At 52.0% G+C, this 14,811-nt stretch carries 12 protein-coding genes and 1 pseudogene; 6 read left to right on the top strand and 7 right to left on the bottom strand.

Annotated features, from left to right (window positions below; all coding sequences use genetic code 11):
- The first annotated feature begins 52 nt into the window (after window positions 1–52).
- On the top strand, window positions 53–1,081 hold the full coding sequence (locus U0026_RS12350) for a Mal regulon transcriptional regulator MalI (RefSeq protein ID WP_062776849.1): 1,029 nt from the start codon (window positions 53–55) through the stop codon (window positions 1,079–1,081).
- A 48-nt stretch (window positions 1,082–1,129) separates the two neighbouring features.
- Here the strand turns inward: U0026_RS12350 and U0026_RS12345 are convergent, their stop codons facing one another.
- On the bottom strand, window positions 1,130–2,641 hold the full coding sequence (locus tag U0026_RS12345; RefSeq protein WP_062776851.1) for a YdgA family protein: 1,512 nt from the start codon (window positions 2,639–2,641) through the stop codon (window positions 1,130–1,132).
- Between the two features lie 97 nt (window positions 2,642–2,738).
- Window positions 2,739–3,917, bottom strand: coding sequence for a mannose-6-phosphate isomerase (gene manA, locus U0026_RS12340; protein ID WP_062776853.1), 1,179 nt, complete (start codon window positions 3,915–3,917; stop codon window positions 2,739–2,741).
- A 199-nt stretch (window positions 3,918–4,116) separates the two neighbouring features.
- Between manA and fumA the strand changes: the two genes are divergently transcribed.
- On the top strand, window positions 4,117–5,763 hold the full coding sequence (gene fumA / locus U0026_RS12335; RefSeq protein ID WP_062776934.1) for a class I fumarate hydratase FumA: 1,647 nt from the start codon (window positions 4,117–4,119) through the stop codon (window positions 5,761–5,763).
- Between the two features lie 102 nt (window positions 5,764–5,865).
- A complete protein-coding gene (fumC, locus tag U0026_RS12330) occupies window positions 5,866–7,269 on the top strand; it encodes a class II fumarate hydratase (protein WP_062776855.1) in 1,404 nt (467 codons plus the stop codon).
- Here the strand turns inward: fumC and tus are convergent.
- The gene (tus, locus tag U0026_RS12325; RefSeq protein ID WP_062776857.1) at window positions 7,266–8,198 is read right to left on the bottom strand and encodes a DNA replication terminus site-binding protein; all 933 of its coding nucleotides are present in this window, start codon (window positions 8,196–8,198) and stop codon (window positions 7,266–7,268) included. The genes fumC and tus overlap by 4 nt on opposite strands.
- An 85-nt stretch (window positions 8,199–8,283) precedes the next feature.
- Entirely contained in the window at window positions 8,284–9,585 is a 1,302-nt protein-coding gene (rstB, locus tag U0026_RS12320; RefSeq protein ID WP_062776859.1) for a two-component system sensor histidine kinase RstB, read from the bottom strand.
- Between the two features lie 582 nt (window positions 9,586–10,167).
- On the opposite strand from rstB, the gene U0026_RS12315 reads away from it, so the two are divergent.
- Together U0026_RS12315 and U0026_RS12310 are read left to right on the top strand one after the other, a co-directional pair.
- Window positions 10,168–10,458: a hypothetical protein gene (locus U0026_RS12315; RefSeq protein ID WP_228552213.1), complete on the top strand. Its 291-nt coding sequence runs from the start codon at window positions 10,168–10,170 to the stop codon at window positions 10,456–10,458.
- A 210-nt stretch (window positions 10,459–10,668) separates the two neighbouring features.
- Window positions 10,669–11,310 (top strand): hypothetical protein, encoded by a 642-nt coding sequence (locus U0026_RS12310; RefSeq protein WP_062776864.1) that lies wholly within the window; start codon window positions 10,669–10,671, stop codon window positions 11,308–11,310.
- 40 nt (window positions 11,311–11,350) lie between these two features.
- Here the strand turns inward: U0026_RS12310 and U0026_RS12305 are convergent, their stop codons facing one another.
- On the bottom strand, window positions 11,351–12,670 hold the full coding sequence (locus U0026_RS12305; protein ID WP_164717438.1) for a cation:dicarboxylate symporter family transporter: 1,320 nt from the start codon (window positions 12,668–12,670) through the stop codon (window positions 11,351–11,353).
- A gap of 277 nt (window positions 12,671–12,947) precedes the next feature.
- On the opposite strand from U0026_RS12305, the pseudogene U0026_RS12300 reads away from it, so the two are divergent.
- Window positions 12,948–13,481 (top strand): annotated as a pseudogene (locus U0026_RS12300) (isochorismatase family protein).
- A gap of 139 nt (window positions 13,482–13,620) precedes the next feature.
- Here U0026_RS12300 and rstA read toward each other — a convergent pair.
- Window positions 13,621–14,340: a two-component system response regulator RstA gene (gene rstA, locus U0026_RS12295; protein WP_062776866.1), complete on the bottom strand. Its 720-nt coding sequence runs from the start codon at window positions 14,338–14,340 to the stop codon at window positions 13,621–13,623.
- 64 nt (window positions 14,341–14,404) lie between these two features.
- Window positions 14,405–14,806 (bottom strand): nickel-responsive transcriptional regulator NikR, encoded by a 402-nt coding sequence (gene nikR, locus U0026_RS12290; protein WP_062776868.1) that lies wholly within the window; start codon window positions 14,804–14,806, stop codon window positions 14,405–14,407.
- Window positions 14,807–14,811: the final 5 nt, after the last annotated feature.

The raw sequence follows: 14,811 nt of genomic DNA, 5'->3' as shown, positions 1-14,811 counted from the left end.
GAGTATTGATAAAACGTTTTATCGAATGAGCAAAAGGAGTCGCGCAGAAGTCATGGCGATTGCAAAAAAAGTCACCATTAACGACGTCGCGCTGGCGGCGGGCGTGTCTGTAAGTACCGTTTCTTTGGTGCTCAGTGGTAAGGGACGCATCTCTTCGGCCACCGGCGAACGGGTTTACCAGGCCATCGATCACCTGGGGTTTGTCCGTAATCGTCAGGCGGTGTCGCTACGCGGTGGGCAAACCGGGGTTATCGGCTTGATTGTTGGCGATCTCTCTTCCCCGTTTTATGCCGAGCTGACGGCAGGATTGACCGCCGCCCTGGAATCACAGGGAAAAATGGTTTTCCTGACGCAAGGAGGGAAACGCGGCGAACAGATGCTCCAGCGTTTTGACACGCTGGTGTCGCAAGGCGTAGATGGTGTGGTCATTGCCGGTTCCGTGGATCAGGCGGCTGAATTGCGGGCAAAAGCCGGAGAGACACAAACGCCGCTGGTGTTTGCGTCGCGCGCGAGCTATCTCGATGAGGTCGATATTATCCGCCCGGATAACATGCAAGCGGCGCAATTGGTGACCGAGCATCTGATTCGTCGTGGACATCAGCGAATCGCCTGGCTTGGAGGACAAAGCTCGTCGCTGACGCGTGCAGAGCGGGTAGGCGGTTATTGCGCCACACTCATCAAGTACGGCCTGCCTTTTCACAGTGAGTGGGTGCTGGAGTGTGAGTCAAGCCAGAAGCAGGCCGCCGAGGCCATTGGCGGATTACTGCGGCATAATCCAACCATTTCCGCCGTGCTCTGTTACAACAGCGTGATTGCCATGGGCGCATGGTTTGGTTTGATGCGTGCTGGTATTCAGAGCGGTGAAGGCAGCGTAGAAAGCTACTTCGAACAGCGGGTAGCACTGGCGGCTTTTGCTGATGTACCAGAGCGTGCGCTAGATGATGTTCCGCTGACCTGGGTGACCATACCCGCGCGTGAAATGGGCCAGAGCGTCGCTGAGAGGATATTGCAACGTATTGATAATGTTCAGGGTGGTGCCAGAAACGTGATCATGCCGCCGCGGCTGGTGGCGTGGAAATAAAAAGCGCCTCGAAGAGGCGCTGTATGCATTTGATAACGGAAATATTAGTTATGGTGCTGGTAAAGGCGCCGGTACGGCTGGTTCAGTCAAACCCGGCATACCAAACATGCCCACCAGATCTTCCAGCGACATTTTCTGACCATTCAGCGTGACCTGGCCATTCGCATACTGCAGGCTGCTGCTGATAGCGTTGTCAGCAGTGGTGGTCAGACGGAACATCTGCCCCATTGCTGCCAGACCTTGTACCTGCTGCTTTGCAAGCTTGGCGGCATCTTCTTGCTGGTAGCCTTCAAGACGCGCAACCTGGGTCATCAGCTCAGTCGCCATATCCATTGGGATGGTCAGTTTCGCATCAAGTGATTTCACGCTGCGATCAACCTGCTGCGTCAGAGTCTGTGCTTCCCCGGTTGCCTGAGCCGGATCTTTCAGCGCCAGCGACAGATTGAATGCGCTTTCACCTTTGGCATTTTTCCAGCTTAATGGTGACAGTGTCACAACCGGGTCGCCTTTCATCAGAATTGGCAGTGAACTGAACAGTGCTTCTACCGCTTTTTGCTGATACTGCTCGGGATCCTGCGCCAGATCCGGATCCGCCAGCAAGGCCTGCGTTTGAGCCTGATACTGCTGGCTGAACTGATGCATCGCTGCACCATCGATACCATCAACTTTGAACATCAACTGACCGCTACCAAAGTCCTGGTTTTGCAGTTTCAGGTTATTCAACGAGTATTCAAGCTGGCTGTTGATCTTCTTCTTGTCAGCGCTCAGATCGGACTTACCGGCAATACGCATTCCTTTGAGTTCAGCCAGGTCTTTACCTTCGACGGCAATCGCCAGACGTTCCAGGTCAATCGTCTGGTCGCCAATACGCTCGCCAAAAGAGGCGAGGCTGCTGGTGCCATCAGTTTTCAGGTTATTAAAGGTCACCTGAACTTTCTGATCGTATTCGTTAACGGCGTTGATTTGGCCGCTTTTCGCTTCGCCCGTTAAGGCCACCAGACTACCCTGATTGTCGGCGGACACGGTGAATTCGCCACCGCTAAAGCTGACCTTGTCGGTGTCTTTTTCGTAATCCAGCGGTTTGAGTGAGATGTCTGATTTGGTATCGCCGTTGTAGCTAATGCGGGTATTGATATCAAACGGAGATTCACCTTTGGCTATCTCAAACAGTTGTTTAGTGACGTCGTTGTTCACCAAACGCGTGTTCACTGCCGCCATTGCTGGGACAAGGTTGAATGATTTCAGTGAAGCCAGTGGGAAAGGACCATGGCTGACGGTCTCATCAAGCAGCACGCTCTGACCCGCTTTCAACCAGGATTTTTCCGCGCCTGCTATCGGTTTTACGACCATTTTCAGTTGGCTGCTGAACACGCCGCGCTGATAATCCTGATAGCTCACTTCAAGGCCAGCTTCTGGTGCGCTCAGCTTAAGTTGCGTGTTGGCCTGCGACACCATATCAGCAATATGGGTCTCCAGTTGTTTGCCCGTGTACCAGGCGCCTCCCGTCCAGACAACCCCTAAAGCAACAATAACACCTACGGCAACCAGCGATTTTTTCATCATATTTATCCATAAAATGAAACCAGGCGGGGAAGCCGCCTGGTTGAGTCATAAGGCTAAGCAAAAGAGTAGCAAGCCTGTCCTGAAACTGCAGTAATTACTTCAGCTTATTGTATACCCGCGCTAAACGACCGCTGCCACTGACCTGGATTGGTGATTCATCGGCGGCAATAAATGCGGACTCACCCGGTGCTAAGACCAGCGTCTGATCATTTTTGCGCAATACCGCTTCGCCATCGACGCAGAACACAATGGTTGCGCCGTCCTGTGTCAGCTCGGTTTCTTGCGCATGCAGACGGTGCAAGGAGAAGGCAAAATCATCAACCGGAATCGGGAAATCAAGCGTATCGCCAAGCGTATCTGGCTGAGTTAACAGCGTATTCGCCGGTTTGGCCGTAAACTGCACGTTCGCCACCAGTTCCGGGATATCAATATACTTTGGCGTCAGCCCAGCGCGCAGGACGTTGTCAGAGTTGGCCATCACTTCCAGGCCGGTGCCACGCAGATAAGCGTGCGGGGTTTCGGCGAACAGGAACATCGCGTCGCCCGGGTTTAATTGCACCACGTTTAGCAGCAGAGGTGAGAACAGCCCGCTGTCATCGGGATAAAATTCAGCAATCAGGCGGATAGCGTCCCAGGCAGCACCGTGTTGGTTCTCCAGCGCCGTGCGAAGTATGCGCAACGCGTGCTCTTTCGCTTCACCCTGCAAATTCAGTAAACCGGCAAAAAGGGCGCTGAGATTATCGCTGGTGGGCGCGGCGATGAACTGCGCGATGAGCGGGTTTGCCTCAGCAACCGGCGTCAACAGTGCGGCAATTTCGTCAAATTCGCGGAAGGCATTCATCGCCAGGAAAGGGGTGAGGGCGAAAACCAGCTCAGGCTTATGGTTTGGATCTTTGTAGTTACGTTCGGCGGCGTCCAGTGGGATACCGGCGGCATTCTCTTTCGCAAAACCCACTTCGGCAGATTTTTTGCTCGGATGCACCTGAATAGAGAGCGGTTGAGCGGCGCAAAGGACTTTAAACAAATAAGGGAGTTCACCAAAACGCTCGGCGACGTTTGCGCCCAGCAAGGTGGTTTTGTTGGCGTCAATCACGTCGCGTAGCGACTGCTCCTTGCCATGACTGTCCAGTACGCGTGAGCTGCTCTTAGGGTGTGCACCCATCCACAGTTCTGCCATTGGCAGACCGTCGGGATTGGCCATTTTATAGAGTTCCGTTAACGCAGTTTTGCTGCCCCAGGCATAGTTTTGCACTGAGTTGATGAGTTTTTGCATTATCAAGCCCTGATTCAATGTGGATTCTTTTGGCTGTATTAAAGCAAAAAAATGCGGTGACGTATGCTGGAGAAATAAAAAGTCGTACTAGTCTCAGTTTTTGTTAAAAAATTGTGTACGATAGGGTAACTCGCTTTTACATGGGCACATGGAAAACCTGCCCTTTCATAAAATCATCAAAGCAGTAAGTGAGAGCACAATGTCGAATAAACCTTTTTACTATCAGGATCCTTTTCCGTTAAAAAAGGATGAAACCGAATACTATCTGTTGAGTAATGACTACGTTTCCGTCGCAGAATTTGAAGGGCAGGAAGTCCTCAAAGTTGCCCCGCAAGCGCTGACGCTTCTCGCCAAACATGCCTTCCACGACGCCTCCTTTATGCTCCGCCCCGCACACCAGCAGCAAGTGGCTGATATCCTGAACGACCCGGAAGCCAGCGAAAACGACAAGTACGTGGCGCTGCAATTCCTGCGTAACTCGGATATCGCCGCCAAAGGCATTCTGCCAACCTGTCAGGACACCGGCACGGCGATAATCATGGGTAAAAAAGGCCAGCGCGTCTGGACCGGCGGCGGTGACGAAGCCGCGCTGGCACGTGGCGTCTATGACACCTTTATTGAAGATAACCTGCGTTATTCGCAAAACGCCCCGCTGGATATGTACAAAGAGGTCAACACCGGCACCAACCTGCCGGCGCAGATTGACCTGTATAGTGTTGACGGCGATGAATATAAGTTCCTATGCATCGCCAAAGGCGGCGGCTCGGCGAACAAAACCTATCTCTATCAGGAAACCAAAGCGCTGATCACCCCGGCGAAGCTTAAAAATTACCTGGTTGAGAAGATGCGTACCCTCGGCACTGCGGCTTGCCCGCCGTACCACATCGCCTTTGTGATTGGCGGTACCTCAGCAGAAGCCACGTTGAAAACCGTTAAACTTGCGTCGACCAAATACTACGACGGCCTGCCAACGGAAGGTAACGAACACGGCCAGGCATTCCGCGATGTTGAGCTTGAAAAAGAGCTGTTGGTGGAAGCACAGAACCTCGGTCTGGGCGCGCAGTTCGGCGGTAAATACTTCGCCCACGATATCCGCGTGGTGCGTCTGCCGCGTCATGGCGCCTCGTGCCCGGTCGGTATGGGGGTGTCGTGCTCTGCTGACCGTAATATCAAAGCCAAGATTAACCGTCACGGAATCTGGATTGAAAAGCTGGAAAACAACCCAGGGAAGTACATTCCGGAGTCGCTGCGTAAAGCCGGTGAGGGTGAAGCTGTTAAAGTTGACCTCAACCGTCCGATGACCGACATCTTGAAGCAACTGTCTCAGTACCCGGTTTCTACACGTCTGTCGCTGAGCGGCACCATCATCGTGGGACGCGACATCGCACACGCGAAGCTGAAAGAGCGTATGGACAGCGGTGAAGGCTTGCCGCAGTACATTAAAGATCACCCAATCTACTATGCGGGCCCGGCAAAAACGCCGGAAGGCTACGCGTCAGGTTCGTTGGGACCAACGACCGCAGGGCGCATGGACTCCTACGTTGATCAATTGCAGTCTGAAGGCGGCAGTATGATCATGCTGGCGAAAGGCAACCGGAGCCAGCAGGTGACCGACGCGTGTCATAAGCATGGTGGATTCTACCTCGGCAGCATCGGCGGCCCGGCCGCCGTTCTGGCGCAGAGCAGCATCAAGAGCCTGGAATGTGTGGAATACCCGGAACTGGGGATGGAAGCCATCTGGAAAATTGAAGTGGAAGACTTCCCGGCGTTTATCCTGGTGGATGACAAAGGTAACGACTTCTTCCAGCAGATTCAGTCGTCACAGTGCGACCACTGCGTAAAATAATCTTCACCGCCCTTCGGGGCGGTTTTCATTTCTACGACCATACTTATCTTTTTCGCATGAGCAATGTCACTTCACAATCACTTTGAATTCAAGGAGAAGGTAATGACAACGTCACGCCGTGAAAGCGATTCAATGGGGCCTATCGAGGTTCCGGCCGATAAACTGTGGGGCGCGCAAACCCAGCGCTCACTGGAGCATTTTCGCATCTCGACTGAGAAAATGCCGCTTTCGCTGATCCATGCTCTCGCGCTCACCAAGCGTGCGGCGGCTAAGGTAAACCAGGATTTAGGTCTGCTTCAGCCCGACAAAGCGGGAGCCATTATTGCCGCTGCCGATGAAGTGCTGGCAAACAAACACCCGGACGAGTTCCCGCTGGCTATCTGGCAAACCGGTTCTGGCACGCAAAGCAATATGAACATGAACGAGGTGCTGGCTAACCGCGCCAGTGAACTGCTGGGCGGCGAGCGCGGTATGTTACGGTTGGTGCATCCGAATGATGATGTGAATAAAAGCCAAAGCTCCAACGATGTGTTTCCAACGGCGATGCACGTTGCCGCCGTCATCGCCGTGCGTGAGCATTTGTTGCCGCAACTGGCGGTGTTACAAGAAACGCTTCGTCAGAAATCAGAGCGTTTCCGCGATATCGTTAAAATTGGCCGCACCCACTTGCAGGATGCGACTCCGTTAACGCTGGGGCAGGAGTTTTCCGGTTGGGTGGCGATGCTGGAGCACAACCGTCAGCATATCGAACACAGTTTGCCACACCTGAGCGAACTGGCGCTGGGCGGTACGGCGGTGGGAACCGGTCTTAATACCCATCCAGAATATGCAGTGCGGGTGGCGCAGGAATTGGCAACCATCACCCAGCAGTCCTTCGTCACCGCGCCAAATAAATTCGAAGCGCTGGCAACCTGCGATGCGCTGGTCCACACACATGGTGCGCTAAAAGGGCTGGCCGCTTCAATGATGAAAATTGCCAACGACGTACGCTGGTTGGCCTCTGGCCCACGGTGCGGGATTGGTGAATTGTCCATTCCTGAAAACGAGCCGGGTTCTTCCATCATGCCGGGCAAAGTCAACCCGACGCAGTGCGAAGCGATGACCATGCTATGTTGCCAGATTATCGGCAATGACGTGGCGGTGAATATCGGCGGAGCCTCGGGCAATTTTGAGCTGAACGTCTATCGCCCGATGGTCATTCATAACGTGCTGCAATCTATTCGCCTGCTGGCGGATGGAATGGAGAGTTTCAATGAACACTGTGCGGTCGGGATTGAGCCTAACCGTGAGCGTATCGACCAACTGCTGAATGAGTCGCTGATGCTGGTTACCGCGCTCAATACCCATATTGGTTACGATAAAGCAGCGGAGATAGCCAAAAAAGCGCATAAAGAGGGGCTGACATTGAAAAATGCTGCGCTGGCGCTGGGCTATCTCAGTGCCGAGGAGTTTGACCGCTGGGTGCGGCCACAGGAGATGGTCGGCAGTCAGATAAGCGGTGATTAATCGGTTGCCAGCCAAAGGTGCAGCCGCGGGATGATTAATTGCAGTGGCTGCGCCTGAGGTTTATGTCGGTGCTGCACGTTATCCTCATCGTAATTCAGCAATTCACCCAGGTCCGGTACGCTGACCCCGTTTCTGCCTGAAATGATGGCAATCAACGGGCCGGGGCAGGCGTACTGCACCTGTTTTTGTTCCCCTGCATACCACACGCGGGCAATCGGCTGTACCTTCACCGGGCGCTTAATCTTCAGACGGGCGTTTTGAGGCAAGGCGGCAATATCCTGATACTCGCGTTCCAGTTTGGCCTGCCACTGTTCCCGCGTCCACGGCGGTACGGCACGTGGTGATTTCAGGCTTTTTTCCAACTGCGCCATGACTTCATCGCGAGTCAGATTTTTGATGATGTGCTTGTTCGCCCAGCCAAAGCGGATGGTACTTGGGTCGGATAGTAGGGTGAGTGAGCGATAGGCATTGAGCGTAATCAAGCCTGGAATATAACGGTGTACCCATTCAAAACGCGCCACTGCGGGAAGGCCTGATTCGACGGTGATTAGCTGTTCAAACTCGGCCTTCAGCGTATTAATGCGGGCAACGCGGGCGGCAAGAGACTGGTGCTGCTCGGCGCTGGTTTGTAAACAGATGGCGCCGGGCAGTCGCACGGCGGCTTTACTGCTGCGATTTTCTGATTGCTGTTGAATAAACAGGTGGCCAAAATGCTGTAGTGCACGGGTGAAGGCCGATTGTCCGATATGCTGCACCACCTTGATTTGCGACATCGGCGCGGTTTCGGTCGTCTTACTCACCTCGGGAAGTTCAAACACCCGCGCGGTTAACAGGCGACATTCGGCCAGCTCATCACGCAGCATAGCGAGATCGCGTTCCATCTGACGAAAAGTATCGGTTAAGCGTAACGCGAGGTCGTAGCTGGCCATCGTTATCCCCAAATAATCGAATTAGTTACAACATACTGTTTCTGGTTTTATTCTACGCCGGGATTAACCGCCGTGCAAACCCCGGTCAGCTAGCGGCGGGGATGGAAATGTGATGGTAAATAGGCCACGACAAACGGAAACAGGCGCCGCCCAGCGAACTTTCGACACAGTTGGCATGTCCGCCCATTGCGACGGCGATAGAGTGTACGATGGCTAAACCTAATCCGCAGCCACCGGTTGCCCGATCGCGGCTGGGATCAAGACGTACAAACGGCTCAAAAACCCGTTCACGTTCGCTGGCGGCAATGCCCGGGCCATCATCTTCAACCTGTAAACAGGCTGTGCTGCCGCTTAGCGTGAGACTGACCTGGATCTTGCTCTGGCTATAGCGCATGGCGTTATTAATCAGGTTGTCCAACACGCGCTCCATTAAACGCATATCCAGTGCACCATAATCACCGCGCGTCAATTGACCCAGCACCACTTCACGTTGTGGTGTGACGGATTGCACATCTTCTACGTGCGCGGCGATCCAGCCCGGCAGGTCGGGGGACGTCAACGACAGTTCGGTTTGCGGCCGGTCGAGACGAGCGTAGGTCAGCAACTCTTCTATCAGCGCTTCCAGTTGCCCGATATCACGGTTTAACGCCTGCGATTCCGGCTCGGTCAGGTTTTCACTCATCTCCAGGCGGTAACGTAAACGCACCAGCGGTGTGCGCAGTTCGTGGGCGATACCGTCAATCAGCTGTTTTTTGCTGGCAATTAACGCGTTGATATTGTCGGCCATCTGATTAAACGCGACGCCGAGACGCTCGAAACTCGACATGCTATCAAAGTGAATTCGCTCGCCCAGGTGCCCATCACCGAAACGTTGCGCCGCACTTTCCAGCCTCAGCATGTCCTGCCAGTGCGGACGCATCCAGATAAATACCGGGAAGGCCAGCGATATGGCGATGAAGGCCATCAGCGCAATATCCAAAAGCCGCATCTCATGCATAAAGTAGAGATAAGGAATGGGGCCAACCGCCAGGACGTAGTGGCTGCGAGGGATGCGCTGAATAAAGGTGTACTGGTCATCGAGGGCGACGATATCACCGGCCCGCAAATGTCGCATGGCGCTGTCTTCAAGCTTGAATTTATTCAGTGGCTCAATACGCAGGTCAAACGACAAATTCAAATCCAACTCGTTAAGGGTTTTACTCCAGTTACGGGGCGGGATTTCGCGCAGCTCGCTACGCATAAGATAGAGGGAGCTTTTCATCAGGTCGTCAAGAGATTGGCGGCCTGCGCGTTCGGCGGTGAATTTGTAGACCAGGCCGACAAGCATGGTCATGACCAGGAAGCAGACAAACAGTAGCAGGTAAAACTGCACAAACAGCTTCTTCATAAAATATCACCGAAATTCAATTGGCTAGCCATATCACTTTGTTCAATAGGGGCGATAGCATAACCCCCAATCCTCTGATTCAGGAAATCAATCTGATCCCCATCAAGTTCTTGTATCCAGGTCGAATAAATAGTGTGAATCATTTCCGCAATTTCATGACCTATTTGTGTTGCTATGAAAGCAGGGTTTGCACCGGCTGACAATATGCTACATGCATAAGTGTGGCGTGTTTGATTCGGTCGGCGGTGTTAAATAGATGTTTTGCAGGCCGCTTCTTGTATTTCTTTGTCCCTACAGGTGTGGAATTTCTGTCACCATTTCTATGGATGAAGAAGTCACCAGACTGGAACTAATTGAAATAAATACACTATTTATTAAGGTGGTTGTCGTTATCCAAAATTAAACTAAAAATGACTTTTCATGACGGCGTATTACCTTTGATAATCAATCTTGCTCGTCTAATGATTAATTAAATTGAGAACAGTATGGTTTCATATTGCACATTTCTTTTTAATTTGTTCAAAGTAGGGGGCTCGCCAGAAAATAAAAACCAGAAATTACTGAGAGAATACTGTGAAAAAAATGATATTAACTTTAGTTTTAGCTTCCGCCTCTGTATCTGCATTTGCTAATTATCATCCAGTGGCGAGAGCCACGGTTGTTGCCTCATCTGACCATCCTGTGGCAGTAGCTGCGGCAACAGGAAATAATGGTCGTCATCCTGTTGCAAGAGCAACCACGGTTGCGACTGCCGATCACCCGGTTGCAGTTGCGGCGGCAACCAGTGATAACGGTTACCATCCGGTCGCCAGGGCAACTATTGTTGCTTCGTCCGATCATCCTGTCGCTGCAGCCGCTGTCACCAGCCATTGATAAGATACCCACAATGACCATATGGTTTTGAGCGGTCATTTCTGCAGCCGTGAATGGTGAATTGAGATGCTTTTGCTGCATTTCTCAGCAAGACGTTTCACCTTTCATGCGAACATTAAGATAACCTTAAGAAAAGCGCATGCGTTGCTAATGGCTAACCAAAGTAAAATTTTATGATGATAGGCAGATTCTCAATGTGGCTATTAATCTATGAAATTCGATACGCAAATAACAACACCGGCGATTGGGCTTGTTGTGCTATCAGTGCTGTTCCCATGGGCGGCTGATTGGCATATTCCATTGCTTGGCGGCGCGGTTGTCTCGCAAATTGAAAATTTGCAGGCATTATGGCTGCTGTTTGGGGCGCTATTTACCGCCTGGTACATCAAACCTTTTTCCAGGCCGAAGGGCGAAAAGCAATTCTGGCTGTGGGCGGTGATGTGGTGGGTGGTCTTGCTGGGGCGTAGCACCAGTTGGGGGCGCGTGTACTTCCCGGAAATGCCGCATACCGTCTTTAGAATTATCTCGGTAGTTTTGGTGGGTGGGCTGCTGCTGTGTTTGCTGTCATCATCGTTGCGCCAGGAAATTGCCCGCAGAATGCGAGAGAATTCACTTCCGGTGTGGTTGTTGGCGGTAACGGCGTTAGCTTTCTTAATTTCCGATACGGTCGAGCATCATCGTCTGTTGGCGCCACTTTTTGTGCGTGATGTGCACTATGCCGATCTGATGGAAGAGTTATATGAAGTGCCGTTTATGATTGGGCTGTTCCTGGTGACGTTCTACTTTATGCGGGCGGATAAAAAGGCGGAAACAGCGCTTTCAGCTTCAACGGCATACTTACATAGCCACTAAGAATAATGCCTCAGCGTTCAGGGCGCTGAGGCATTGACTATCAATTGAGCGTGACGCTCGACTGTTTCTCTTGTTCTTTGGTATCCAGCACCCGGCTGGCAATAACCCCAGACATCATCGAGCCATTGACGTTAAGCGCAGTACGCGCCATGTCGACAATTGGTTCAATGGCAATGAAAATACCGACCAGCGCAACCGGGAAGTTCAACGTCGACAGCACAATCAGCGCGGCGAAGGTGCCGCCACCGCCAACGCCGGCAACGCCGATTGAACCCAGCGCAATGGCCGGTAGCAAGGTTGCCAGGAAGTGGAATGAGAGCGGGTCGATACCCATCGTTGGCGCGATCATGGCGACCATAATCGCCGGATAAATCCCCGCACAGCCGTTTTGCCCCATGCTTGAACCAAACGACGCCGCAATATTCGCGATAGTGCTCGGAACGCCGAATTTTTCCTGTGCGGAAATAGCCAGCGGAATAGCGGCGGCGCTGCTGCGTGAAACAAAGGCGAAGGTCAGTACTGGCCAGACGGTTTTATAATAATGCAGGGGATTATGACCACTCAGGACAAGAATTATCGCGTGTACAATAAACATCATGGCAACCGCCAGATAACAGGCGGCAATAAACCCGAGCAGACTGGTAAATTGCGCAAGCTGATACGTGGAGAAGACTTTAGCCATTAAAGCCATGACACCATAAGGCGTCAGCGCAATAACAATACGCACCATCTTCATGACCCAAATCTGAATAGCATTAATGCCCGCGCTTAAATTTTCTCCTTCTTCTGGAGCATCTTTCTTCACTTTCAGTAAAGCAATACCGGCCAGCAGGGTAAATATCACGATGCCAATGACCGACACGCTACGGGCTCCGGTAAGATCGAGGAATACATTTGTTGGAATAAGCGAGGTCAGCAGCTGTGGTAATGATACGGCAGCGGTTTTGCTGACATCATCGGCGGTGAGCGTCGACTGCATATGTCCAAAGGCGCTGGCGTCTAAACCGATAACGTGTGCGGTCACCAGACCGACAAAGCCTGCAACCATCACCAGCAGCAACATGCAGGCGACGATGGTCAGGGACATTTTGCCAATCCCGGCATTATTGTCGAGTTTATTGATAGCAGAAAGAATGGAGATAAAGATCAGCGGAACCGCGACCAGTTTTAATAAATTCACATAGCCATTACCGATAATACTGTACCAGTCAATGACGATTTTACTGTTCTCGGTCGCGATAAAATGTAGCGATAGGCCAATAGCGGCGCCAATAAAAATGGCGATAAAAACAGCGCGGGATAATGATTGGCTTTTGCGGTCTATCTGGAATATACCCCAGCAACAGATTAAAAAAAGCACAACATAGGCGAGCGTGGTGAACATCTTGTAAGCCTCTTGCCCCATTCAGCACCTGAAATGCCGGAAAGAGTTGTTTTCGGTAAATTACCCCTTATCCAGTATGGATAAGAGTCCGAGGCGGATTATAAAGATAAAAACACCATATTGGCATACAAAAAATGTGTCTTTGTACCGTTTTGTTATCTGAGCTGGATTATCATATTCACATATTAATATCAGCAGCTTGTTATCACGGTACAGCCTGCGTAAATTGGTTTTTAACATACAGGGAGGCGCTATGCAGGCATTACTGGTTATCGATATGCAAGAGTTTGTGGCTCAGCGAATTGAGGGTGGGATGGCGTTTTATCCAACCAATAGCATGGCAAATATGCTGTCAGTGATAGCGGCGTTTCGGGCGGCGGGAAAACCGGTGCTTCACGTCCGCCATGAAACGCTTGAGCCCGGTTCGCCGATGCACAGACAGGCAGTTCCATTCTCACCGGTCAGCGGTTTTGAAGAGCGCGAAGGTGAACCCGTGTTTATAAAAACGACGTCATCGGCCTTTAGTTCAACCGATCTTTATGCCTGGTTGTAGGAGGCGCAAATAAACGAAGTGACGGTCATCGGTGCTGTGGCCGGATTCTGCGTAAACTCGACCATTCGTTCGGGGACAGATTTAGGCCTGGTGATGACGGTGGTGCGTGACGCGGTGTTAAGTTTCCCGCTAGAAGGGGAAAACCTTGGGGCAAAAGCGATTTATGACGTGACGTTAGGCCTGCTGGAAGCCGGTTTTGCTCGCGGCGTGAATGCGGCTGAGTTACTCGGCTAGCTAAATTTTATAAAATGCTGCCGGTTGCGGAAAAATAACGCAACTGACAGCATGAATACGCTGTTTCAGCATGGGGTGGTGAGAAAGTTCTCGAGGGTTGTAATTTCATCACTAGCATAAAATGCTGTTGGCGATGACCTTATTCCCAGGCATGCGGGGCAAAAAGATAGCCTTTATTGCGCACGGTTTTAATACGATAAGGTTCCGTGGCGCTATCGAGCAGTTTCTTACGTAGGCGCGAGATGGCCACGTCTACGCTCCTGTCCATCCCGTCATAGCTTACCCCGCGCAGATTTTTCAACAGCGCATCCCTGTCCATAATCTGACCCGCATGCGTTGCCATTTCCCACAGTAGATCGAAATCAGCGGTTGAGAGCGCAATATTTTCGCCGCTCAGGAGAACCTGACGATTCACCGGATCTATGGATAGCGCGCCGAAGCGCAGCGCTTTGTGCGGCGTTAAGGACGAGAGTGTCGTGGCGGCATTATTATTGCTCGACGGATTCTGACGCAGGTGCAGACGCAAGCGGGCCAATAGCACGGCGGGTGGGGTCGTTTTCAGGATATAGTCGTTCGCGCCCATTTCCAGCGACAGGATATGGTTCATATCGCTGTCCAGCGAGGTGAGCAGCACAATCGGCCCTTGCCACTGCCCGCGCAGATCGCGGCACAGCGTCATTCCGTCTTTTCCCGGCAGCATAATATCCAGCAGCACCAGATCGGGTTTTTCGCGGGCAATAGTTGCTTCGGCATTATCACCGCGCGGTTCAACGATGACATCCATATCATGCTTGCCCAGATACGCGGCGATCAACGCCCCGACATCGGGATCATCCTCAACATAAACGATCTTATTCATTACTCTACGCACTGAGGGAAAAACGCTACGATACCGAAAAAACCGCAAACATCACAGGTGCAAATCATTCGCTGTCTGGCAGACACTGTAAGTGACCGTGACGTACGCCGCGCTGCGAGATGACATCATCGGCAAAATGCTGCACATTCCCCATATCTCCTTTCAGTACCGCAATTTCCAGGCAGTCATCGTGGTTAATATGAACATGAAGCGTGGAAACGCAAAGATCGTGATGATGATGCTGGGTTGATACGAGGCGGCTGGCTAAATCGCGTTTCTCATGTTCGTAAACATATGAGAGCACAGCAAAACCCTGGGTGCCGTGTTGCTGCGTCGTTTCTTGCGCCAGGGCGTCTCGCAAAATATCGCGAATCGCTTCGGATCGGTTGTTGTAGTTTCGGCGCTGACTCAACGCATCCAGCATTTCCAGTAAGTCGTCATCAAGAGTGATCGTGACACGTTGCATATGGC

The sequence above is a fragment of the Kluyvera intermedia genome, from assembly GCF_034424175.1.
Lineage (GTDB): Bacteria > Pseudomonadota > Gammaproteobacteria > Enterobacterales > Enterobacteriaceae > Kluyvera > Kluyvera intermedia.
The sequence above is the reverse complement of the archived record's forward strand: the minus strand, read 5'-3'. Positions and strand labels throughout refer to the sequence as shown.

Excerpts from the sequence above, each read along its gene's own strand:
- nikR (WP_062776868.1), bottom strand. The coding sequence starts at position 14,806 with ATGCAACGTGTCACGATCACTCTTGATGACGACTTACTGGAAATGCTG.
- U0026_RS12350 (WP_062776849.1), top strand. The coding sequence starts at position 53 with ATGGCGATTGCAAAAAAAGTCACCATTAACGACGTCGCGCTGGCGGCG.
- U0026_RS12310 (WP_062776864.1), top strand. The coding sequence starts at position 10,669 with ATGAAATTCGATACGCAAATAACAACACCGGCGATTGGGCTTGTTGTG.
- fumA (WP_062776934.1), top strand. The coding sequence starts at position 4,117 with ATGTCGAATAAACCTTTTTACTATCAGGATCCTTTTCCGTTAAAAAAG.
- tus (WP_062776857.1), bottom strand. The coding sequence starts at position 8,198 with ATGGCCAGCTACGACCTCGCGTTACGCTTAACCGATACTTTTCGTCAG.
- U0026_RS12315 (WP_228552213.1), top strand. The coding sequence starts at position 10,168 with ATGATATTAACTTTAGTTTTAGCTTCCGCCTCTGTATCTGCATTTGCT.
- rstA (WP_062776866.1), bottom strand. The coding sequence starts at position 14,340 with ATGAATAAGATCGTTTATGTTGAGGATGATCCCGATGTCGGGGCGTTG.
- U0026_RS12345 (WP_062776851.1), bottom strand. The coding sequence starts at position 2,641 with ATGAAAAAATCGCTGGTTGCCGTAGGTGTTATTGTTGCTTTAGGGGTT.
- fumC (WP_062776855.1), top strand. The coding sequence starts at position 5,866 with ATGACAACGTCACGCCGTGAAAGCGATTCAATGGGGCCTATCGAGGTT.
- manA (WP_062776853.1), bottom strand. The coding sequence starts at position 3,917 with ATGCAAAAACTCATCAACTCAGTGCAAAACTATGCCTGGGGCAGCAAA.
- rstB (WP_062776859.1), bottom strand. The coding sequence starts at position 9,585 with ATGAAGAAGCTGTTTGTGCAGTTTTACCTGCTACTGTTTGTCTGCTTC.